Source organism: Pyxidicoccus caerfyrddinensis, assembly GCF_010894405.1.
Taxonomy (GTDB): Bacteria; Myxococcota; Myxococcia; order Myxococcales; family Myxococcaceae; genus Myxococcus; species Myxococcus caerfyrddinensis.
Genome location: NZ_JAAIYA010000024.1, coordinates 108,414 through 130,457, shown reverse-complemented (window position 1 = coordinate 130,457; position 22,044 = coordinate 108,414). Strand labels below are relative to the sequence as shown.

The following is a 22,044-nucleotide window of genomic DNA, read 5'->3' as shown; positions in this document are numbered from 1 at the left end:
ACGTGCCATGCCCGAGCTGAAGCCCATCCATGCCGTGCTCATCCTCGCCATCATCGCGATTGTCGCGCTGTACGTGCTCGGCGTGGGGTTGGGCGCGACGAGCGACTCGCCGCGCGCGGTGGACCCGTCGGAAGTGGCGGGGCGGATGAAGGAGCGCTTCCTGAAGCCCCGCCCGGTGACGGCGGAGGACCTGGCCACCGCGTGCCCCTTCGAGGACGGCGCGCTGGCCGTGACTCGCGCGGCGACGTGCACCGTGGACGTGAAGGAGTCGGACACACGCTCCCGCTCGATAGAGCTGGTGCCCCGCTTGCCGTCCATCCTCAAGGTGGAGTGGGTGCCGCGCGGCAAGCCGTCGGTGCCGGCGACCTTCGACACGCTCGACGAGGCGAAGGAGCTGGATGTGACGAAGGAGGGCGCGGACCTGAAGGTGACGTGTCTCTTCCCCGCGCCACCGCTTCCCTTCTGCGAGCTGCGCCTGCTTCCTTCGGCAGCCTCGCGCGCGGATGCAGGGCGCCCGCAGTGAGCCCCGAGGGGCCCGCGACGCTCAGGGCAGCAGCGCCTGGGCGATGTCCATCAGGCGCCGTACCTGCTCGTCGGTCATCTTCAGGTGCCAGGCCGCGGCCTGCAGGTCTTCCGGAGGAAAGGCGCGCATCGCCCGCGGGGTGAACCAGTTGAAGAGGGTGACGATGCCGCGCACCATGGCGGAGCGGGTGAGGACGGCCGTGGGCGGAATGACGGCGCCCAGCGCTCCCCGATTGAGCGCCTGCTGGCGCTGGGTGGCGTTCGGACCGGGCCCATCCGCCAGCACGAACTGCGCCCTCAGGGTGGGCAGGTACCGGGAGATGAGGTCGCAGTAGCGCACCCACTCCTCCTGCGCCGGAGGCTGCGCGTCGTGCGCAATCACCAGCACGTCGTCCACCATGGCCACGCCCAGGGTGCGGCCCTTGAACACGTCCCGCACGTCCGGTGAGTCGAGCTTCCCCTGCGCCGCCGCGAGACCCGCCTGTCCAGAAACTCCGCTCATACCGGGATGCTCGCCCGCGAGCGGCGCGCGCCGCAACCCTCCGAGCCCCCGAGGCACCCCCGCGCGAGGTCGGGAGTGCCCCACGTCACGGGCAGTGACTTTCAATACATCGACTGGCAGAGCGACCTGGTGGCGGGGCTGGTGTCCCATTCACTCACGGTGCAGCTCTGGCCATGGTTGACGCCCCGGACAGAGCCGCCGTCGGACAGCCGGACGAAGTCTCCCGGGGCGAGCCGGTAGCAGAGGGACTTCTGGTTGGCGCGAGCCACCTGGACGGGCATCAGGGTACGTGCCCGGCTTGCAGGTCGCGTCTTCGACGACGAACGCGAGCTGCCCGACGAGCGGCGCCTCGCTCCAGGCCGTCGTCTCCTCCGCGGGTGGCGGAAGGGGGAACGTGCCAGCCCTGGCACGCGCGCGGAGTCCCTCGGCGGACGGGCCTGTCAGGACCCCTGGAAGAGTTGTCGGGCGTCCCCGTCATGAGACTCGGGGGCGCCACTCCTCGGGACGGCTACTGCCGGACGACGCGCTTGAGCTTGAAGGGCGAGGGGCTCTCGCTCATCGTGAAATAGCTCGCGCCGTTGGCCTCGTACTCGATGGCCTCGCCCTGGCCCTCCACGGTGTCCGTCAGCGTCACCGGCGCGGCGGCGAAGGCCGCCTCGAAGCCGCTGCCCGCGGGCGCGCGGAACTCATAGACGACGCGGTACGTGCGCAGCAGGAAGCGGTCGGCGCAGGGGTGGATGGCGCCCGCCGTCGCGTAGGAGAAGTTCGGGTCCGTCGTGGTGGGCAGCTGGAGGTTGGACACGAAGACGAGCGTGGACATGGTGCCCGGCGCGGGCAGCGGCTGGGGGAACTTGTAGACCTTGCTCGCTCCCGTGCTCGACTTGGTGATGACGTAGATGTCGCCGGTGGTGGGATGGACCATGATGGTCTCTGCGTCCTTCGGCGTGTCCGGGTACTGGAAGGGGAACTTCTCCGCCGTCAGGCTGCCGCTCGTCTGGCCGGCGCCGATGTTGGGCTCGGGAATCCGGTACACGGCGAAGGTGGACGGAGGCGTGGGGAAGTTCGCGCTCGCCCGGCCGATGTCTCCCATGTAGATGCACTGGCCGGCGGGGCAGGGGCCGGTGGCAACGTCCTCCCAGTCGGCCGGCGTCACGTCGGCGACGCTGAAGGTGCCCAGCGTGCTCGCGTTGGCGGTGCTGATGGCGACCACGGCGGTGGTGTCCTCGTTGTGCACGTAGAGCACGCCCGGCGTGAGGCGGCTGGCGGCGAGGCCCGACGGCTCGACGATGGCGGTGGCCGCCACGGTGCCCACCGTCGTGTACGTGCTGGCGTACGTGTCACCCACGGTGCACGTGGGCGCGCCCGCCGGCCGCAGCGCGACGACCTGCGCGATGTTCGTCTCGGCGTACGGAGAGCTGCCGTTGAACGCCGACTGCGCGCCCGCGGCGCCCAGCGCCAGGTACGCCGCGTCGAAGAGGAGCCCCGTGGACGAGGAGACGAGGCACGTGTCGAACGCCTCGGTGAAGCCCGTGGGCGGGACGATGGGGCTCGCCGGGCAGGCCGCGCCGATCCAGATTTGAGAGCCGAACCACACCGCCAGGCCATTGGCCGAGGTGGTGGTGATGGCGGGGGTGATGAAGCTGGCGGTGAGCCCGTTCTTCTGGCCGCTCTGCGTGTCGATGGGATTGGCGGTGTCGACGCCGGAGAACGCGGAGAGGCTGCCGGCCATGTAGCTCGCGAGGTCGATGGTGAAGCTGTAGCTCGCGGGCTCGGCGGCACCGGCGACCTTGTAGAGGACCCAGGCCTTGATTTGAGACGCGCTCTGGTCCGAGCGCAGCACCGTCCAGCCCGTGGGCGGCGTCAGCACGGCGGCGACGTTGTTGCGGTTGATGATGCGCGCGAGCAGCACGTCTCCCTGCACCGTCCCGGCCGGCTTGTTGATGGCGAGCGAGGTGATGCTCTTCCCGCTGGCGGTGGCGCTGCTCCGGTAGCCGATGGTCGTCAGCGCCTGGGCCTGGGACGGGGAGCCGGACTCGATGGGTGCCTCCTGCGTCTCCACCGGCCCGCAGCCCAGCAGGGCGAGGAGCGGGAGCGCGCAGGCAAGACGTGTGGCGTTCAGCCTGAAGACCTTCAATGTCATCACAATCTCCGAGGGGTCTGCCCGGCGCATTCGCTGAGCATTGCGTCTGTGTTACATCAGCAATGCGTCGATGTATATGTATGGATGGCAGGCGCCCTGGAGGCCGTGTCTCACGCCGTGGCCATGCGCTTGAGGCGCAGCACCTTGACGATGGACACCAGCGCGCCCACCAGCAGCAGCACGGCCCAGATGAGCCCGAGGATGGCGACGATGATGGCGCCCACCGCGTCGGTGATGCTCACCAGGATGCCGGGCACGAGGCCGTGGAGGAAGGACACCACGGCGTTGGCCAGCAGCGAGGTGAGGTAGAGCAGCACCAGCCCCTTGTTCTGCAGGAAGCGCTGGTGCGCCAGCACCAGGCACACGCCCGCCACCAGCTTGAAGGTCATCAGCAGCCCCAGCGTGCCCGCCGCGCCGCCCCGGTTGAAGAAGCCCCACACCGCCAGATACGCGAGCGTGCCGAAGGGCACGGCGCACAGCAGGCTCACCATGGTGATGAGCAGGGCAATGGCCGCGATGAGCAGGCCAATCCCCGAGAGCAGCGCCACCACCGCGCCAATCAGCGTGGCCAGTCCCTGCACGCGCCCGTGGACGCGCTCGGGGATGATGAGGCTGGCCCCCATCAGCGCGAGGGTGAGCAGCAACAGCCCGTCCACCAGCGCGAGGTAGGGGATGCCCATTCCAGGCGTGGGCGGGTTCTCCTTTTGCGTGCGGAGCACGTCGTCCGGGTTCACGCCCTCGCCCTCGCACACGGACTTGTGGAGAGGCAGGCACTCCTCGGGAAGGGCGGCGGGCACAGGCGCGCACGGCTTCGTGCCCCGCAGCGCCGAGCAGTCCGGCGGCGCCTTCGGCAGCAGCACGGGAGAGCCCACCTCCACGAGCACCGAGAGCGCCAGCAGCACCAGCGCGGCGATGAAGAATGGTTTGCGCAAGCCACCCATGCGGCGTCCCCCCGGCCGGCGCGTTGCAGTCGCGCGCGGGGAGGATAGGCATGGCGCCAGCCGGCTCCCCGGCGGGGCGGGACGGAGTGTCCGGCGTCGCACCGGGTCTCCTCCCGGAGGGCCGTGCGCTGCCGGTATGCTGCGGAAGCAATGTCCGAACGCGCACGAGCCAGCAGGGAGGTCCGGGCGGAGCTCCTCGCCACGGACGAGGACACGCGCCGCAAGCTGGAGGGGCGCGTCGAGCTGCTGGAGGCCGGCCTCCAGCGCTACCGGTGGCTCGATGACGCGCTGAATGGCGGCGACTGGGAGGACTGGCTGCGGGCGCAGCCGGCGCTCATCCAGGAGGTGCTGGAGCGGGACGCGGCGTGTCTGGAAGCGGTGGAGCGCGTGGGGAAGCGCGCGGAGGTGGAGGGCTGGCGTGAGGACACGCCGGTGCTCGGGCTCGCCCGCGAGGTGACGGCGAGCCGGGCGCGGCTGGAGACACGGGTGCGCAAGCGACTGGGCTCGGTGAAGACCGTGCGCGGCCCGCTCTCGCTGGAGGAGGCGCTGCGCCGGCTGGAGTCCATCGTCCGCGTCCCGGTGTCCCTGGTGCGCGAGCCGGGGGAGTCCTTCTCGCTGGCGTGCGGAACGCTGGATGCGTGGAAGCAGAACCTGACGGCCGTGACCTACCTGCTGTCGCTGGTGGGCATCATGGGCCTTGCCCTGCTCACGTTGGTTCGGTGGTCGTCGGTGAACGGCCTGGCGTGGCTGCTGTGCCCGGCACCGTTCCTGTTGACCGGGGGAGCCATCCTGGCCTTCCGCCGGCTGCGCCCGGGCGTCCTCTGGCTCACGCCCCGGCGCCTGGTGTGGGCGCCCTCCCGGAGCCAGCCCGTGGAGCTGCGCCTGGACTCCATCCCGGAAGGGGGCGTCGAGCTGACGTGGGACGGTCTCCGGGTGGAGGGCGGCCGGCTGATGCACCTGCGCGGGCTCGGAGAGATTCCCACGAAGAAGCTGCGGCTGTGGCTGGAGCTGCTGGTTCGGCGGCCGGAGCTGCGGGAGCGGACCGCGCTCGTGGAGCGGCCGGTGGACGTGGTCTGCTTTCCGGCCCTCCTCCGCCGCAACAAGATGTGGGAGCCCGGACAGGCGGTGCTGCTGCGGCGCATGCTCTTCTTCCTCCCCGGGGAGGACGCCAGCACGACCCTGGTGCGGGCAGCGACGGGGCGGACGCTGGACTTCCACGCCGAGCCGTCATGGGTGCTGGAGCTGCTTCGCTGGCAGCCCGAGTCCGACCTCGACGCGTACCTCCTCCGGGCGGTGAAGGCGAGCCGTGGCGTCGCCTGGCCCTCGGACCTCGCCCGCCACTCCCGGGGCGTCCCGCTGGAGCAGGAACTCCACTTCACCTACGGGGACGAGGTGCTCGCGGGCCGGGCACCGGGAAGGGACCTGGCGGCCATCGAGCGCATCCTCGAGTCCTGGGGCGGACCCGAGACGGTTTCTCCGCCCAGGCGCGGCGCTTAAGCTCCCCGCCCGCACATGGCTGAACGCACCCGCACCGGCGGCGCCACAGGAGAGGGACTCTCCACCGAGGACATCCACCGCCGCCTGGAGGGACGGGCGGAAGTCCTCGAGGCCGCCCGCGCGCGTCAGGCCACGCTGGAGTCGGTGCTGGGCGCGCGGCGGTGGAGGCACCAGCTCCGCGCCCGGCCGGAGCTGATTCCGGAGTGGCTGAAGCACGCGCCCGCCGTCACCGAGGCGCTGGAGCGCACGCGCCGCCGCGCGGAGCTGGAGGGCTGGCCCGAAGACACGCCGGTGCTGGTGGCCGCGCGCGAGCTGGTGGACGGCGGGAAGCGGCTGTCGGCGCTGGCGCGAAGCCGGCTGGCCGCGCTTGCGCCCGTGTCCGGGGCTGCGTCGCTCCAGGAGGACCTGTCGCGGCTGGACGCGCTGGTGCGCAAGAAGGCGGCGCTCACGCTGGAGCCGGGGGAGGTGCTCGTCTTCGAGGGCCAGCAGAAGTGGCAGGCCTCGCCCCATATCTCTCCGCTGGTGACGGTGCTGCTGCTCGGCACCGGGACGCTCGTGGTCTCCGCCATCCTGGTGGACAAGCTCATCGGCATGGGCGGCGGGGTGGCCGTGCTGCTGATGATGGCCGCCGTCGTGCCGTGGATGGTGGTGGCGATGCGCTCCGGGCGGGCGTGGCTGACCAGCGAGCGGCTGTTGTGGCAGCCGGTGCTCGGAGAGGCGGTGTCCGTGCCGCTGGCATCCATTCCCTCGGGCGGCGTCCACGTGGACCCGGAGCTGCTCAACGTCCGCGTGGAGGGGGAGCGCCGGGCCCACGTGCGCCACCTCCAGGACGCTCACCAGCTCGGCGTGCTCGTGGAGTTGCACCGCCAGCCTCCGCTGCGCGGCGTGGCACGGGCCGGGGTGCGACTGGCGGACGTGGCCATCTACCCCGCCGAGCTTCGCGGCGAGGCCACCGGGCCACGGAAGGGCCATGCCGTGCTGCGGCCGGACGGCGTGTCCTTCATCCCCGAGGGCGCCGGGCGGGCGGCGCTGCGCGCGGTGACGGGGAGCGCGGCGGACCTGCCGGTGGAGACGGAGTGGGTGCTGGAGCAGCTGCGCTGGCTCCCGGACACGGAGTTCGACGCGTACATGGCGCGCGTGGTGAAGGACACGGGCGGCCAGCGCTGGTCGGCCTGGGACGCGAGCTACCGCCCGGGAGCGCCCGTCTGGAAGGAGGTTCGCATCACCCGGGGCCCCGCGGTGCTGACGGGCGGGGTGGACTGGTCCCGGCAGGGCGTCACCGAGCGCATCCTCCGCTCGTGGCCCCGGCCCACCCCGGGTGAGTCCGTCTAGGGCGACAGGATGAGCTCCACGAGCAGGTCCTCGTCCTCATCCTCCTGGACGGCCGCATCCGCGTCGTCCACGTCGTACCCCTTGAACGAGAAGCCCGCCGGCAGGGACTGGCCGAGGCACGAGATGCTTCGCGGCGGCGTGCCCACGCCGTCCGCGTCCTCGTCCCGGTAGACGACGGCCCACCGGAAGAGGTCCGGCGCCGTGTCGTCGCAGTCATTGCCCGTGGCCTGCGTGAAGTAGGGCGCGGGCAGGGCGGCGCCCACGCACTGCTGTCCCTTCTCGGGCGTGGTGTGGCCGTCCGCGTCCCGGTCCACGTGGAAGTAGGTGCGCGTCTGCCAGCGTGCGCCGTCCTCGGCGGCGCAGTCCGTCCCGGTGGTGGACCAGGGCGCGCGCACGGTGCCGTCCGTGCACAGCATCGTCGCGGGGCCCGCGCCCACACCGTCCGCGTCCGTGTCCGCCCAGGCCTGCAGGCGCAGGTACACGGTGAGGTCCGCGTCGTCGCAGTCGAAGCCATTGGACGCGGTGAGGTAGCCGGGCGGAAGCGCGGCGCCCGAGCACAACAGGCCCGACTCCGGCACGGTGTAGCTGTCGCCGTCCACGTCCCGGTGCAGATAGGACAGCAGCTGCCACACGGTGGCGTCCGTGGACGCGCAGTCGGTGTCCACGAAGGAGTAGCCCCCGGGCCGCTGGGGACCGGCGCACAGCGTCTCCTGCGCCCCCGAGCCCACGCCGTCTCCGTCGGTGTCCGGGTACAGGCTCCAGCTCACCCGGACGTCGCGATTCCCATCGTCGCAGTCGTGGCCGAGCGGCCACTCATGGTGGCCCTCCGGCAGCGTCCCGGCGGTGCACAGCACGCCGCTCTCCGGCACCGTGGCCCCGTCGCCGTCGTGGTCGCGGTGCGAATAGGAATGCCACTGCCAGACGGTGCGGTCCTCGGGGGCACAGTCCTCTCCCTGCGCCGCGTAGCCCGGGTCCAGCGTGGCGCCCATGCACCGCAACGCATGCGCCCCGACGCCGAAGCCGTCCCCGTCCGTGTCCACGTACGTGTCCCGCAGGGCCCAACGCGTGCGGTCCGTGTCGTCACAGTCGAGGCCGCTCTCCAGGGTGGTGTAGCCAATGGGCAGCAGCGCGGCGCACAGCGTGCCCGACTCGGGCACGGTGGCACCGTCCCCATCCCTGTCCCGGTACAGGTAGGGGAGCGGCACCGAGCGCGTGGAGTCGTCGGGCGCGCAGTCGCCGTCGAGCGCTGCGTAGCCCGGCGGAGGATGCGAGCCCAGGCAGTAGGACACACCCGCTCCGCTGCCGACGCCGTCCCTGTCCGCGTCGAGCCAGCTCTGGGTCGACTGCTGGAAGCGGGGCGCGGCGTCATCGCAGTCCGGAGGGCCAGGCGCTTCGTGGTAACCCGACAGGGAGTTGCCCACACACGCTGTCACCGGCCCCGCCCCCGTCGCGCCGTCGTCGTCCAGGTCGGGGTAGAGGCCCTCCACCCGTCTCCACCGGGTGAAGTCCGCGTCGTCGCAGTCGCCCGCTCCCGCGGCCCAGCCGTCGGGCAGCGTCCCATCGGTGCACAGCGTCTCCTGGGGCCCCGTGCCCACGCCGTCTCCGTCCGTGTCGCGGTATGCCGGCAGCGGCTGCCAGAACCGCGCGGAGCCGCCGGCGCAGTCCTCGGCATCCGACACGCCGTCACCGTCCGAGTCCGGTCCACGGCCCTCCGCGCCGCGGCCGGAGCACGCGGACTGGAGTCCCATCAGGACCAGCGCGAGGGCCAGCCATGTGCTTCGCATCGTACCCATGAGAGGACTCCGTCATCCCGGCCCGACGAGGGGCCGGGGAGCGGCTAGCGGCGCGTCAGCTGGCAGGTGGAGGCCATCCAGGTCTCGGGCGCCTGCACCATCGTGAAGAGGTAGAGGCCCGGCTTGCTCATCGAGAGCAGCGCCATCCGGTCGCACCGCGAGAACTGCGCGCCCGCCGTGCTGACGGTGCCGCGGAAGACGAAGGTCCGCGGGGCGCTCTCGCCCTGGAGGATGCCGGTGACCTCGACCCGGTTGTCGTCGACGATGAGGTAGCTGTCCACCGTCTCGAAGACGTAGGGCTTGTCCGACTGCGGCCTCTCCGCCGCTGCGAAGGCGGAAGGCGCCAGCCCCAGGGAAACGGCCAGCAGCGCGGCGAAACGGAGGGAGCGGTTCTTCAACATCGCGGAATTCCTCGTGGGGGACGGTGGCGAAGCCGGTGCCTGGAGGCGCCGCCTCGTATACGGAGCGAGCAGACTTTCCTGACCATTTCCAGGCGCTTTCGGCGTCCTCCCGACGCAAGCCGCCGCCTGGGGCCATGCTGTGCCTTGTCACGGCGCGGCCCCTGCAATACGCCTGGAGGCATGTCCTCCTCCGTGCTCCCCGCCGACTTCCTCCGCGCCATCGCCGAGGGCTTCCCCCCGGATTTCCTCACCCGGGAGCCGGGCGAGTTGCAGGAGTTCGGCCGCGACTGGACGCGCGTCTACACGCCGGCCCCCAGCGCGGTGGCCCTGCCTCGCAGCACGGACGAGGTGGCCCGGTTGCTGGCGCTGTGCCACCAGCACCACGTGGCGGTGGTGCCCTCCGGAGGCCGCACGGGCCTGGCGGGCGGCGCGGTGGCGGCCAAGGGCGAGGTGGTGCTGTCGCTCCAGCGCATGGCCCGCATGGGGCCGGTGGACCTGCTCGGCAACACGGTGCGCGTGCAGGCGGGCGCGGTGACGGAGGCCGTGCACCACCACTGCGCCGGGCACGGCCTCACCTGGCCGGTGGACTTCGCCTCCAAGGGCTCCAGCACCGTGGGCGGCAACATCGCCACCAACGCGGGCGGGGTGAAGGTCATCAAGTACGGCCTCACCCGCCAGTGGGTGCTGGGCCTTCAAGTCGTGACGGCCCAGGGCCAGGTGCTGGAGCTCAACGGCGCGCTGGAGAAGAACAACACCGGCACCGACTTGCGGCAGCTCTTCATCGGCAGCGAGGGCACCCTGGGCGTCATCACCGAGGCCACCCTCAAGCTCACGCAGCTCCCCGGGAAGCTGGACGTGTTCCTCTTCGCCGTGCCGGACGTGGCCGCCGTGCTGCGGCTGTTCCGCGACGCGCGCCAGCAGACGGCCTTCGGCATCTCCGCCTACGAGTTCTTCACCGACAAGTGCCTGGCGCGCCTGCAGCGCCACCGCAAGCTGCGCTCACCCTTCGACGCGTCCAGCGGCTGCTATGTGCTGCTGGAGGCGGAGCCCCGCGACGCGGCGGCAGTGGAGGCGTGGCTGGGCTCGCTGTTCGAGCGCGGGCTGGTGACGGACGGCACCCAGGCCCAGGGCGCGTCCCAGGCGGCGGAGTTGTGGGCGCTGCGCGAGGGCATCAGCGAGAGCCTGTCGGCCACCGGCATGCCGCACAAGAACGACATCTCCCTGCCCGTGGCGGGGCTGGAGGGCTTCTGCGCGGAGCTGGAGTCCGTCTTCGCCGCGCGCTACCCGGGCTGGGAAATCTGCCTCTTCGGCCACATCGGCGATGGCAACCTGCACGTCAACATCATGAAGCCGGACGACATGGAGAAGGCCGAGTTCCTCGCCCGCACCAAGCAGGCGGACCCCACTATGTTCGAGCTGGTGAAGAAGCACGGCGGCAGCATCTCCGCCGAGCATGGCATCGGCCTGTTGAAGAAGGACTACCTCGGCTACTCGCGCTCCCCGGCGGAGCTGGAATTGCTGCGCGCGCTCAAGCGGGCGCTGGACCCCCAGGGCATCCTCAACCCCGGGAAGGTCATCGACGCGTGAGGCGCACCGGACGTCAGGACACGATGCGCGTCTTGATGTCCGTCTGCAGGCCGGCGATGGCGTCGCAGACGGGCTGCGACACGTCCTGGTCCAGGTCCATGACGAGGTAGCCGATGTTGGCGTCCGTGCTGAGCACCTGCGCGTGGATGTTGGCGTTGAGGTCCGAGACGATGCGGTTGATGTCGCGGAGCACGCCGGGGATGTTGCGGTGCACGTTGAGGATGCGGTGCGTGCCGGGGATGAGCGGCGCCTCGACGTTGGGGAAGTTCACCGCGCCCGTCGTCGCGCCCGCCCGGTAGAACTTGAGCAGGCTGGTGGCCACCTCCTTGCCGATGGCCGCCTGCGCTTCTTCCGTGGAGCCGCCGATGTGCGGCGTGAGCACCACGTTGGGCAGCCCCTGCAGCTCGGTGACGAAGCCGTCCGAGTTGCTCTCCGGCTCCTCCGGGTAGACGTCCACCGCGGCGCCGCCCAGGTGCTTGGAGCGCAGCGCCCGCGCCAGCGCGGGGATGTCCACCACCGTGCCGCGGCTGGCGTTGATGAGGCACGCGCCCTTCTTCATCCGCGCGAGCCGCTCCGCGCCCATCATCATGTGCGTGGACGCCAGCGCCGGCACGTGCAGGGTGACGAAGTCCGACACCGCCAGCAGCTCGTCCAGCGTGGTCGCCGACTGCGCGTTGCCCAGCGGCAGCTTCGTCATCACGTCGTAGTACAGCACCCGCATGCCCAAGGACTCGGCCAGCACGCCCAGCTGCGAGCCGATGTGGCCATAGCCGATGATGCCCAGCGTCTTGCCGCGCACCTCGCGGCTGCCGGTGGCCACCTTGCGCCACTGGCCGGCGTGCACCTCGCGGCTGCGGTCGAAGAGCTGGCGCGTCAGCACCACGACTTCCGCCAGCACCATCTCCGCCACGCTGCGCGTGTTGCTGAACGGGGCGTTGAACACGGGGATGCCGTGCGTGTTGGCCGCCGTCAGCTCCACCTGGTTGGTGCCGATGCAGAAGGCGCCAATGGCCAGCAACTCCTCCGCGTGCACCAGCGCGGAGGCCGGCACCGTCGTCTTGCTGCGGATGCCCAGGAGGTGCACGCCCCTCAGGCGCTCCGCCAGCTCCTCCGGCTTGAGGGCGGAGGAGGTCCGCTCCACCTGGAAGCCCTCGGCGGCCAGCATCTCCTCCGCGGACGGGTGGATGTTCTCCAGCAGCAGGGCGCGGAAGGGGCCCGTGTTGCTGATGGGACGCGTGGGCGAGGGGAACCGGGCAGTGTTCATGGCGCTTTGCGTTAGACCTCGGCCCCGGAGCTGTCAAGCGTGGGGTGAGCGAGCCGCCGCCCGGGTGGCAGCGGGAGCGTGAAAGTGAATGTGCTGCCGGCGCCGGGGACGCTCTCCACCCACAGCCGGCCGCCGTGGGCCTCCACCAGCCCCCGGGCGATGTAGAGGCCCAGGCCGCTGCCCCGGTGCGCGGTGCCCCGGGCCTGCCAGTAGCGCACGAAGAGGCGGGGCTGCTCGTGCTCGGGGATGCCCGGGCCGGTGTCCCGCACGGCCACGCGCACCTCGCCCGCCTCGGAGCGGGCCTCCACCGTCACCGTGCCACCCGCGGGGGTGAACTTCACCGCGTTGCCCAGCAGGTTGGCCAGCACCTGGAGGATGCGCTCGCGGTCGCACAGCGCCATCAGCCCCGGGGCCAGGTGCTGCTCCAGCCGGAGCCCCGCGCGCGTGGCCTGGGGCTCAACCAGGGCGAGCGCCTCGCCGAGGAGCTCGCCCACCGGCTCCGGCCGGGGCTTCACCGCCAGCGGCTGGCCCGCGTCCAGGCGGGCCGCGTCCAGAAGCTCGGTGATGAGGCCGAGCATGTGCACCGCGGCCCGGTCCATGGCGGCCACCCGGCCCGCCAGCCCCTCGCCGCCGGGCAGCCGCAAAAGCTTCTGCTGGAGCACCGCGGCGCTCAGCCGCACCGTGGCCAGCGGGTTCTTCAAGTCGTGCGAGACGATGGCCAGCACATCCTCCCGCTCGCGCGCCGCGGCCTCGGCGGCCCGGGCCAGCCGCGCGTTCTCCACCGCCAGCCGGCGCTGCTGCGCCGCCTCCTCGCCCGCCTGCCTCCACGCGCGGACCTGCTCCTGGTGCAGGCGGTTGCTCTCTCCCGCCGCCCGCCACACCACCGTGGTCAGGGCCAGCATCATCGCCATCGCGAAGAGGGGCCACGCCAGCCGCGCTTCCACGAAGCCCCGCCGCGCGCCCAGGTCCACCAACACGCCCACCACCAGCGGCAGCAGGCCCGCGAAGAGCAGCCGGCGCGCCATGACGCCGCCCGCCGCCACCGACGTCACCGTCGCCACGGGCCCCTGGTCCGGACGGAGGAAGAGGATGCCCAGCGCCAGCAGCAGCTGCGCCGCCGCGTTGTGCGGGGCGGCGCCGATGTTGCCGCCGCCCAGGCGGTAGATGCGGTGCTCCGCGAAGGCGTAGCCCAGCAACACCGTCAGGGGCATGAGCATGGCGGCCAGCGCGAGGAGCTGGGAGCGGGCCGTGCCCCACCGGCCCCTGCGGTCCACGGTGAGCAGCGACAGCCCGAGCAGCGTCAGCGCCGACGCCGTGTGGGGCGACATGCGGCGACCGGACAGCATGCCGGACAGCTCCACGCCCACCGGGCGCCAGACGTACGACACGAGCGTGAAGAGGCCCGCCGCCGTCACCAGCGCCGCGGCGATTCCCGCCAGCCAGTGGCGGGTGGGGCTTCCCCTCAGCAGCCACGTGGTGGCCACCGCCGCGAGCATCAGGCATGTCGCGGAGGCGGGCACCATGGGGGGCACGCCGGGGGGCGAGAGCACGTCCTCGCCCTGGAGCACCCAGCCCGCGAGCACCACCGTGCAGAGGGGCATCACCAGCGCCACGGCGACTCGAGGCAGCCTTCCCGCCCTGCGCCAGAGACGCAGCTGTCGTGTTTCGTCCACGCCCGCCCCCTGGCTTCGGCCCTTCAACCTATGAATCACCCTGGCGGGCCGCCCGGACGGGGGAGCGGGCCCTGTCCGGGCTGGTGCCCCACGCCTGGCTGGAGGCTCTCCGGGCGTGGGGATGGGCGCTCGCCGCCAGCCGGGGACCGCGCCATCCCGACACGTTTCCTGTTATGTCGAGCCGCGTGCCGAACGCAGGAGGGCTCGCCCACCCGCTCCCAGCATGGAGCGCCCTGCGTCCCGCCTCTCGAACTCGACTGCCTACCCGGCTTATGGGGTAGCCTCGGCCCTCACCGGGGATGGCCGGAACGCCGTCCCTGCGCTGGCCCCCTTTCGTCCCTCCCCTTGAGCGCGCCCATGCCCGGCCCAGGACCCGAGGCTGCTCCCCCTCGCGCGGTGGGTTCCTCGCGGGTGTGGGTGGTCGACGACAGCCCCATGCAACTGGAGCGAGCCCGCCAGCTCCTCACGAAGCGCTACGCGGTCGAGAGCTTCCGCGACGCGGAGGAGATGCTGGAGCGGCTCGCCGATGGGCCGCCGCCCGACGCGCTGCTGCTGGACTGGGAGCTGCCGGGCGTCTCCGGCCTGGACGCGTGCCGCTACGTGCGCGACCTCTACGATGACGTCACGCTCCCCATCCTGATGGTGTCCTCTCGCGGAGCCCACGCGGACTTCACGGAGGGGCTCCAGGCGGGGGCCAGCGACTACGTCGCCAAGCCGTACGACGACGCGGAGCTGCTCGCCCGGGTGGCCAGCCTCCTGCGCATCCGCGAGCAGGGCCAGCGGCTGCGCGAGCGCGAGGCGTACCTGGCCACGACGCTCTCCAGCATCGGCGATGCCGTCATCACCACGGACCGGGCCGGGCTCATCACCTTCCTCAACCCCGTGGCCGCTCGCGTCACCGGCTGGAGTGACGCCGACGCCCGACAGCGGCCTGTGACGGAGGTCGTCCGCCTCATCGACGCCTCGTCCCGGACCCCCATGGAGAACCCCGTCAGCCGGGCACTTGCGCTCGGCACCAGCCAGGGGCCCGCCACCCCGACGTTGCTCATCCGCAAGGACGGCTCGGAAGTTCCCATCGATGACAGCGCGGCCCCCATCCGCGCTGGAGCGAGCGAACTCGTCGGCGCCGTGCTCGTCTTCCGTGACGTCACCGAGCAGAACCAGGCACGACTGCACAGAGAGCGCCTCGCGGCCCAGGTCCGCGCCAGCGAGGCGGAGCTGCGCGTCCTGCTCGACGCCATCCCCGTCCTCGTGTCGTTCGTCACCGTGGACGAGCGCTACGGCCGGGTCAACAAGTCGTACGAGGACTGGTTCGGGATATCGCAAGACGACCTGCGCGGCCGGAAGCTCCGGGACGTCATCGGGGAGGCGGCGTATGCCGTGCTCGGCCCCTACGTGAAGCGGGGGCTGAGTGGAGAGAGCTTCTCGTTCGAGCAGCACGATGTGCCCTACCGTCTGGGTGGCACCCGTGACGTGAAGATGACCTTCATCGCGCAACAGGAGCCGGGCAAGCCGGTGCAGGGCTACGTCGCACTCCTCCAGGACATCACGCTCCAGCGGGCGCTGGAGAAGGAGCGCGAGCGATACATCCAGCAGCAGCAGCGGCAAGCGGAGGTCGAGCAGCAGCTCATCGGCATCGTGAGCCACGACCTGCGCAACCCCCTGAGCGCCATCCTGCTGGGGGCCGCCCGGCTGAATCAGCGAGACGACCTGGATGCGAGCGCCCGCAGGGTGACGGCGCGCATCGAGTCGTCCGCCGCACGGACGGTGCGAATGGTGAACGACCTGCTGGACTTCACCCAGGCACGGCTCGGCGGCGGCATCCGAATCGCGCGCGCCCCCACGGACCTCCACGCGCTCAGCCGGGTCGTGGCGGACGAGGTGGAAGCGGCCCATCCTTCCGTCAGGCTGGAGGTCCGGGCGAGCGGCAACGGACAGGGCCTGTGGGACGCGGACCGTCTCTCCCAGGTCATCCAGAACCTGGTGACGAACGCCGTGAAGTACGGCGAGCCCGGGAGGCCCGTCCAGGTCTCCACCGAGGGTGACGGCGGGCAGGTGACGCTCCGCGTGCACAACGAGGGCACGCCCATCCCGCACGAGCAGCTCCCGACGCTCTTCCAGCCCCTCCAGCGGGGCAGCGACGCTGCGGACCGGACGGGCCGCAGCGTGGGGCTCGGCCTCTTCATCGTGAGGTCGATTGTCGAGGCGCACCAGGGCCACATCGAGGTGGAGTCTGCTCCCGGGCAGGGCACCACCTTCGTCGTGAGCCTGCCGCGGCAGCCGGTGGAGCGTTTGGAGTCTCACTGACTCGCGGCGCCACTTTCCGTAGGCGTAGGCGCACGGCGCTGGGTACAGATGGACGTGCCCCTGACACGCTGAGGGTGTCAGGGGTACGTCTCGATGCAGGTGCTGTCTGTCGTCAGCACTGGCGTTGGTCTACCCACCCGTCATGCGCCGGAAAAGGCCGCCCAGTCCCTGCGTCTTGTTGCTCGGCCCGCCCTGGCTCGGAGCGACGGGCACGGGAGTGCTGGGGCCGCGCTCCTCGGGGCCCTGGGCCTTCACCACGGGAGCGACGACCGCCGGGTACTCCTTCGCGGCGGGGACATTCGGAATGTGGGGGGCGTCATTCCCCGCGCCCTGCAGCTGCGCCGCCGGGCTGGCCGGGACGGCGATGTTGTCGTTGTGAGCCATGTCCTGGGCTGGCGCCGCGGTAGGCGCCGCAGGGGTGGGGGCGTCGTTGCGCTCCGCACCGCGTGCTTCGGGCGCAATGAGGGCATGGGTGGGCTCGTCCACCAATGCCGCGGCCAGCCGCTTCATCTCCTTCTCCGGGATGTCTCGCAGGGTGATGAAGAGCTCGCCCAGGTGGTTGCGCGCGTCCACCCGGATGCTGAGCCGGTCGGTGAAGTGCCGCTGGAGGTTGTCGCGGTAGTGCTGCACGCGGGCCGCGTCGGCTTCCGGCAGCGACTGGGGCGGCGCTCGCTTGTGCCTCATCGCGCTCTGCAAGTCCTCCACGGAGCAGTCCGCGAAGGGCTTGGACTGCACCACTCCATCCTTCTGTGGCACCGCGATGGGCAGGTCGCCCGGGTCGCTCTGCTCCACCGTGAGGCCTTCCAGCTTCGCGTACGCCAGGAGCGTATAGAGGTTGCGCATGCCGTACTTCACCGCCACGTCCTCGGTGAAGGAGCGGGCTACCGCGCCGTTCAGCGACAGCACGGCCTGGCTGACCACCTTGACGCGCTGCTTGAAGAAGTCCTGTGCATCCTTGAAGCCGCCCTTCTGCGCCAGCTCGCTGTCGATGACGTAGTTGTAGAGCCGGCCAATCTGATGGCCGTTCCGGTGGCCCTTCTCGATGAGCGTCAGGATGCGCTTGTGCACCTGCTCCAGCGTCAGGTCAGGCGAGCGCGCGGGGGTGTTGCCGTTGAGGTGTTCCATGGGTGCTTTCTCTGATGTGCCGCGTGATTGCGACGCAGCAGGCGAGAGCAGGCACCGGGCCAGCGCTGAAAGCCCGTGATTGAGGATGTTTACGCGTCATGCCGGGCAGCGCTGCGTCCAGCAGCGCGTCGTGTCATCTCATTCGCGAGACGGTTGGCCGCCGTTCTGCATCTTCGAGCGTGGCGGCTGTGCCCAGGCGCTCTACTTCTGCACGTGCAGAAGTGAGGGGTCCGGCGAGGTGGCTCTGGGGCTCTACTTCTGCACGTGCAGAAGTGAGGAGCCTGGCGAGGTGGCTCCGGGGGCGTACTTCTGCACGTGCAGAAGTGAGGAGCCTGGCGAGGTGGCTCCGGGGCTTACTTCTGCACGTGCAGAAGTGAGGGGTCCGGCGAGGTGGCTCCGGGGGCGTACTTCTGCACGTGCAGAAGTGAGGAGCCTGGCGAGGTGGCTCCGGGGCTTACTTCTGCACGTGCAGAAGTGAGGGGTCCGGCGAGGTGGCTCCGGGGCCCTGCTTCTGCACGTGCAGAAGTAGGGGCTCCCAAGGAGGGCGCGGCGGGCACTCGCGAGGTGGCTCGCCGTGCCCCTTCAGGCCATGGGCAGGGTGAACAGGAACGTGGTGCCCCTGCCGACCTCGCTCACCACCCGGAGCGAGCCGCCGTGCGCCTCGACGATGCCGCGGGTGATGGAGAGTCCCAGCCCCACGCCGCTGCCGGGCACGCGCGCGGGCGGCCGCTGGACGCGGTCGAACAGGACGGGCAATACGTCCGGGGCGATGCCCGTGCCGGTGTCCGACACGCTCAGTTCCACCTGGCTCTCCCGGATGGTGGCCGCGAGCTGGATGAGGCCTCCCGCCGGCGTGTAGCGCACGGCGTTGCCGACCAGGTTGGAGAACACCTGGTGGATGCGGTCCGGGTCGCACCGCACGGCGATGTCCCGCTCGGGCGGCCTCAGCTCCAGGCCGATGCCGCGCTCGTGCGCCAGCGGCCCCAGCTCCGCGGCCTGCTCCATCAGCGTCGTAATCGCCAGCGGCACGGGCGCCAGCCGGAAGGAGCCGGCTTCGATGGCCGCGAAGTCCAGCAGGTCATGGATGAGTCGGTCCATGCGCAGCGCCGAGCGGTTGAGGGTGTCCAGGTGGTTGCGCGCGCGCCCGTTGAGTGGGGCCAGCAGCGGGGCCAGCAGCGACGTCGTCATGGTGATGACGCCCAGCGGGTTGCGCAAATCGTGGGACACCATGGCCAGCAATTCCTTGCGCAGCCGCGTCTCGGCCTCCGCGGCCTGTCGCGCGGCGCGCTCCGCCGCATAGAGCCGCCCGTTCTCCACGGCGACCGCGGCGGAGTCCGCCAGCGCCTGCAGGAGCGCCACCTGCCGCGTTCCGGGCGCGGTGCGCTCCGCCCAGTACGCGCCAATGGAGCCAATGGGCTCCGCGCGGCGGATGGGCACCATGGCCAGGCTCTTCACGAAGGTGGAGCGGTACGCGTCGGAGGGGATGCGCTCGTCGGCGTAGATGTCCTCGATGATGGCCGGCGTGCGGTGGAGCATCACCCAGCCGGAGATGCACGCGTGGATGGGGAAGCGGCGGCCCTTCCACAGCGGGGTGATGGCCTCTTCGTCCGCGTAGTGGACGAAGTCCCCCTCGCGCAGCACGAAGGTGACACCGTCCGCGCCACTCAGCTGGCGGGCGGCACGACGCACCAGCGCCATGATGTCGTCGAGCTCCCGGAGATGGGCGAGCTCACGGACGACCTCCAGCAGTACGAGCGCGTCGTCATGCGACAACTCCTCGAACGGAAGCGGGTCCTGGAACCTACGCAAGGAGCTCCTCCTCGGTCGGATGGACTCAGCCAACATGGCCGGGAGGCGATACGTTCATTCGCTCGGCGCAGTGGGGCGAGGCCCCAGCAGTCGGTCGCGGGCTTGTTTGCATGCCCGGCATATAGGGAGCGTCCCGCGGGGTCGCAACCCCGGGCGAGGGTGTCCGACGTTGACCATCCAACAGGCCCAGGAGGGACCCAAGGCACCCCTCGGCACGCGGTCGTTCGGGGGGCGCGGACACCCCCCTCTCGAAGCCCCGGAGGCGGACGTGAGAACGGCGGGAGCCCAGGGTCCGAAGACCGGCCTCCCGCCGTCAGGTGAGCCCGCGGTGGGTGTCCCCGGCTACTGGACTGTCCAGGCCACGGTGCCGCCGCAGCTCGTGCTGCCGTAGCAGCCGGCGCGCAGCTGGTACGTGCCGCCCGCACCCGTGGGCACGGTGTACGTGGCGTACGACAGGGAGCCGCAGGCGTCGTCGTTGACCACCACCTGCTGGCCGGCGGCGTTGTACAGGCGCAGGTACGTGTCCCCGGTGCCGGAGGCGCCCGCGACGGTGCAGGTGCCGAAGGCGATGCTCTGGCCGGCGGTGAGGGGGATGTCGCGGTTGGTGGTGTTCTGCTGGGCGCTGTTGGTGTTGGTGGCGTTGAACGTGAGCGAGCCGCCGGCCGGCGGGGTGCCCGTCTGGAGCGTCCACGCCACCGTGCCTCCGCAGCTGCCGGTGGAGTAGCAGCCCGCGCGGATTTCGTAGTTGCCGGCGGTGACGGCGGTGAACGTCAGGCTGGAGCCGCGCCCTCCGCAGGCGTCGTCGTTGGAGCTCACCTCGGTGGTGGCCGGCCCGTACAGGCGCAGGTACGTGTCCCCGGTGAAGCTGGAGCCCGTCACGCCGCAGGTGCCCACGGTGATTTTCTGCCCCGCGGTGAGGGCCACCACCTTGTTGGTGGTGCCGACGGTGGCGCCGTTGGTGTTGCTGGCCGTGTACGTGAAGCTGTTGCCCGCCGGGGGCGGCGTGCTGGAGCACAGCCGGGTGCTGGTGGACGCCGCGCAGAAGGCGTCGATGGCGGGCCGCACGTAGGTGATGTCCTCGCCGCCGCAGCCCGTCTCCGAGCACACGTTGACGATGTAGCAGCTGCCGTTGGAGACGTAGTCCGTGTCGCCGCGCACCAGGATGCCGGCCACCGTGTAGCCGCCGTTCTCGTAGACGCCCGAGCCGGAGTTGCCGCCGAAGGTGTCCGTGCTGGCGACGAAGTAGTCCAGCGTGGCCTCGCGCGCGTCGCGCACCGAGCCGCCCGAGTCAATCTTGAAGGGGATGCCGCTGCCCGAGCCAATCACCGTCACGCTGGTGCCCACCGGCAGCGCGCTGTTGCCCGCGCGGATGGGGGCCGGCGTGAAGCGCGGGGTGGCCGCGCGGTCCAGCCGGAGGATGGCGTAGTCCAGATTGCGCCCGTTCACCGTGGCCTGCTGCCTCGCGACGATGGCCTGGCAGGAGAAGATGTCCGCCGTCGTCACCGTCTGCATGGCGTTGGCGGCCGTGCGGTAGAAGTTGAAGACGAAGCGCGTGTTGCTGCACGACGAAGCGCTGGTGACGCAGTGGCCCGCGGTGAGCACGAGGTTGTCGTCGATGAGCGTGCCCGAGCAGAACGCCGGCGTCAGGTCCGTCAGGAAGCGCTCGGTGCTGCACAGGTTGTAGGCGCTCTTCAGCGTGGGCGCGTTGAAGGTGACGTTGTTGGGGTTGGTCGCGTTGAAGTCCGCCGGGTTCATCAGCGCCACGGTGGCCTGCTGGGCGCGGTCGCGCAGGGTGGCGTCCGAGTGCGCGTACACGTCCGTGCGGTTGTCGGTGCCGTAGACGACGGGCTGCTTCCCCGTGCCCGTGGGCGCGCCAGCGGCCGGCTCGGCCCCCGGAGTCGGCCCGCAGGCCGCGACGGAGAGGGTGCACAACAGCGCGCCGAGCAGCTTCCTGCGGGCGTCGGTCCAGGGGAGGTACATGGGACGACTACTCCTACGAGCGGGGAGAGAAGACGCCTGTCCGGGGGCAGGCGAGCCCACTATAGGTGAAAAGTTGGAGTGCCGTCAGAAAGCCGGGCTCAGTCGGCCTCGGGGTCCTTCAGCCACGCCAGCGCCTCGCCGCGCGTCTCGAAGGTGCGCGTGGGGATGGTGAGCATGGCCCGCTTCGTCATGCGCCAGGCCTGGAGGCCGGAGGGCGGGTCGATGACCACGCGCGCCGAGCGATTCATGCCCTTCAGCTGGGCGTAGGCGTTGAGGCTGGCCATGGCGCTGACCACCTCACCGGGCATCACCCGCAGCTGCGACTGGTCCACCAGCGCGGACCACTCCCCGTCGAAGGAGGCCATGGCCTTCTTCACCTCGGCCAGGTACTCGGCCAGGTCCTCCGCGGTGACTTGCGGGGGATAGACGACCTCGAGGATGCGGTCCTGCGCGTGGACAGTGATCTGGAAGGGCATATGCGGTGACGGCTCCGGACGGGCGCGCCATCCTAGCCGCAGCCGGTGACAAACCGATACCTGACGGCGCGCCACCCTCCCTGGAGGGTGGGTCGCCTGCCCTGTCCGGGAGTACGGGGAATGTCAGATCCGGGTGGTACCTACGTCCTTCCGGCTGCCCCGGTACCGCCGCGCCGAGGGGGCGTGGCGGCGGAGGTGCCCGGTAAGGGGGTCTCATGAACACGAAGCTCTACGTCCTGGGTGCGGTGCTGGGTGCCGCGCCGGGGCTGCCGCCGGAGGCGCTGTCGGCCCCGGTGGCTCCACCGCAGGAGTCGCGTCCCGACTCGCGCGGGGCTTCGCGCAAGAGCCGCGGAGGCCGCGCGACGGGCGCGACGACGCGCAACGCGAGCGACGCGGAGGTGCCGCGTCACCCGTGCGAGCTCATCACCATCATGCAGGTGCCCTGCGACGCGTCGAAGGCCACCTGCGAGTACACGTACTGGAAGTGCCCGGAGGTCGTGAGTCCGCTCCGGTCCTGATCCACGAATGAGCGCGCGGGCGGCCGGTTCCGCCCGCGCCACGAAGTGACTGGCGCGGTGGGCGGGCCCCTGAAGCGGAGGGGCCGGTCCACCGCGCCGGTGTTTTTTCCGGGAGCCATGTTGCGCGGTTTTGGCGGCGCCGTGACGGCCCCTCGACGGTGCCGTGACGGCCATGTG

The 22,044-nt window shown here is 71.2% G+C and carries 18 protein-coding genes; 6 read left to right on the top strand and 12 right to left on the bottom strand.

The features are described 5' to 3' along the window. The first annotated feature begins 7 nt into the window (after positions 1-7). A complete protein-coding gene (locus G4D86_RS40630) occupies positions 8-523 on the top strand; it encodes a hypothetical protein (RefSeq protein WP_163999676.1) in 516 nt (171 codons plus the stop codon). A gap of 21 nt (positions 524-544) precedes the next feature. On the opposite strand, the gene G4D86_RS40625 is transcribed toward G4D86_RS40630, so the two are convergent. The 4 genes from G4D86_RS40625 to G4D86_RS40610 all read right to left on the bottom strand — a co-directional run bounded on the left by G4D86_RS40625 (position 545) and on the right by G4D86_RS40610 (position 4,105). Then, on the bottom strand, positions 545-1,024 hold the full coding sequence (locus G4D86_RS40625; RefSeq protein WP_163999675.1) for a SpoIIAA family protein: 480 nt from the start codon (positions 1,022-1,024) through the stop codon (positions 545-547). A gap of 101 nt (positions 1,025-1,125) precedes the next feature. Further along, on the bottom strand, positions 1,126-1,305 hold the full coding sequence (locus G4D86_RS40620; RefSeq protein WP_163999674.1) for a hypothetical protein: 180 nt from the start codon (positions 1,303-1,305) through the stop codon (positions 1,126-1,128). 227 nt (positions 1,306-1,532) lie between these two features. Beyond that, positions 1,533-3,164 (bottom strand): cell wall anchor protein, encoded by a 1,632-nt coding sequence (locus G4D86_RS40615; protein WP_163999673.1) that lies wholly within the window; start codon positions 3,162-3,164, stop codon positions 1,533-1,535. Between the two features lie 110 nt (positions 3,165-3,274). Beyond that, positions 3,275-4,105, bottom strand: coding sequence for a hypothetical protein (locus G4D86_RS40610; RefSeq protein ID WP_163999672.1), 831 nt, complete (start codon positions 4,103-4,105; stop codon positions 3,275-3,277). Positions 4,106-4,255: 150 nt separating this feature from the next. Here G4D86_RS40610 and G4D86_RS40605 point away from each other — a divergent pair, with 150 nt between their 5' ends. Then, the gene (locus G4D86_RS40605) at positions 4,256-5,602 is read left to right on the top strand and encodes a hypothetical protein (RefSeq protein WP_163999671.1); all 1,347 of its coding nucleotides are present in this window, start codon (positions 4,256-4,258) and stop codon (positions 5,600-5,602) included. Positions 5,603-5,617: 15 nt separating this feature from the next. Then, a complete protein-coding gene (locus tag G4D86_RS40600; protein ID WP_163999670.1) occupies positions 5,618-6,934 on the top strand; it encodes a hypothetical protein in 1,317 nt (438 codons plus the stop codon). Here G4D86_RS40600 and G4D86_RS40595 read toward each other — a convergent pair. Both G4D86_RS40595 and G4D86_RS40590 read right to left on the bottom strand, forming a co-directional pair. Continuing rightward, the gene (locus G4D86_RS40595) at positions 6,931-8,727 is read right to left on the bottom strand and encodes a hypothetical protein (protein ID WP_163999669.1); all 1,797 of its coding nucleotides are present in this window, start codon (positions 8,725-8,727) and stop codon (positions 6,931-6,933) included. The two genes, G4D86_RS40600 and G4D86_RS40595, sit on opposite strands and share 4 nt — an antisense overlap. Before the next feature lie 44 nt (positions 8,728-8,771). Beyond that, positions 8,772-9,128 carry a hypothetical protein gene (locus G4D86_RS40590; RefSeq protein ID WP_163999668.1) on the bottom strand — a complete coding sequence of 119 codons (357 nt, stop codon included), beginning with the start codon at positions 9,126-9,128 and terminating at the stop codon, positions 8,772-8,774. A 180-nt stretch (positions 9,129-9,308) separates the two neighbouring features. On the opposite strand from G4D86_RS40590, the gene G4D86_RS40585 reads away from it, so the two are divergent. After that, positions 9,309-10,715: an FAD-binding oxidoreductase gene (locus G4D86_RS40585; protein ID WP_163999667.1), complete on the top strand. Its 1,407-nt coding sequence runs from the start codon at positions 9,309-9,311 to the stop codon at positions 10,713-10,715. Between the two features lie 13 nt (positions 10,716-10,728). Here the strand turns inward: G4D86_RS40585 and serA are convergent, their stop codons facing one another. Both serA and G4D86_RS40575 read right to left on the bottom strand, forming a co-directional pair. Then, positions 10,729-11,979 (bottom strand): phosphoglycerate dehydrogenase, encoded by a 1,251-nt coding sequence (gene serA, locus G4D86_RS40580; RefSeq protein ID WP_163999666.1) that lies wholly within the window; start codon positions 11,977-11,979, stop codon positions 10,729-10,731. Between the two features lie 11 nt (positions 11,980-11,990). Next, positions 11,991-13,652 (bottom strand): sensor histidine kinase, encoded by a 1,662-nt coding sequence (locus G4D86_RS40575; protein ID WP_163999665.1) that lies wholly within the window; start codon positions 13,650-13,652, stop codon positions 11,991-11,993. A 30-nt stretch (positions 13,653-13,682) separates the two neighbouring features. Between G4D86_RS40575 and G4D86_RS40570 the strand changes: the two genes are divergently transcribed. Further along, positions 13,683-15,959, top strand: coding sequence for a hybrid sensor histidine kinase/response regulator (locus G4D86_RS40570; RefSeq protein WP_338050640.1), 2,277 nt, complete (start codon positions 13,683-13,685; stop codon positions 15,957-15,959). A gap of 129 nt (positions 15,960-16,088) precedes the next feature. Here the strand turns inward: G4D86_RS40570 and G4D86_RS40565 are convergent, their stop codons facing one another. The 4 genes from G4D86_RS40565 to G4D86_RS40550 form a co-directional block, all read right to left on the bottom strand. Continuing rightward, positions 16,089-17,084 carry a hypothetical protein gene (locus G4D86_RS40565; RefSeq protein ID WP_163999663.1) on the bottom strand — a complete coding sequence of 332 codons (996 nt, stop codon included), beginning with the start codon at positions 17,082-17,084 and terminating at the stop codon, positions 16,089-16,091. 582 nt (positions 17,085-17,666) lie between these two features. Further along, positions 17,667-18,893 (bottom strand): sensor histidine kinase, encoded by a 1,227-nt coding sequence (locus tag G4D86_RS40560; RefSeq protein ID WP_163999662.1) that lies wholly within the window; start codon positions 18,891-18,893, stop codon positions 17,667-17,669. A 342-nt stretch (positions 18,894-19,235) separates the two neighbouring features. Further along, positions 19,236-20,873 (bottom strand): trypsin-like serine peptidase, encoded by a 1,638-nt coding sequence (locus G4D86_RS40555; RefSeq protein ID WP_163999661.1) that lies wholly within the window; start codon positions 20,871-20,873, stop codon positions 19,236-19,238. A gap of 98 nt (positions 20,874-20,971) precedes the next feature. Then, complete coding sequence (locus G4D86_RS40550; RefSeq protein ID WP_163999660.1) at positions 20,972-21,349, bottom strand: SpoIIAA family protein; 378 nt, start codon at positions 21,347-21,349, stop codon at positions 20,972-20,974. 215 nt (positions 21,350-21,564) lie between these two features. Between G4D86_RS40550 and G4D86_RS40545 the strand changes: the two genes are divergently transcribed. Then, a complete protein-coding gene (locus G4D86_RS40545; RefSeq protein WP_163999659.1) occupies positions 21,565-21,867 on the top strand; it encodes a hypothetical protein in 303 nt (100 codons plus the stop codon). Positions 21,868-22,044 lie beyond the last annotated feature (177 nt).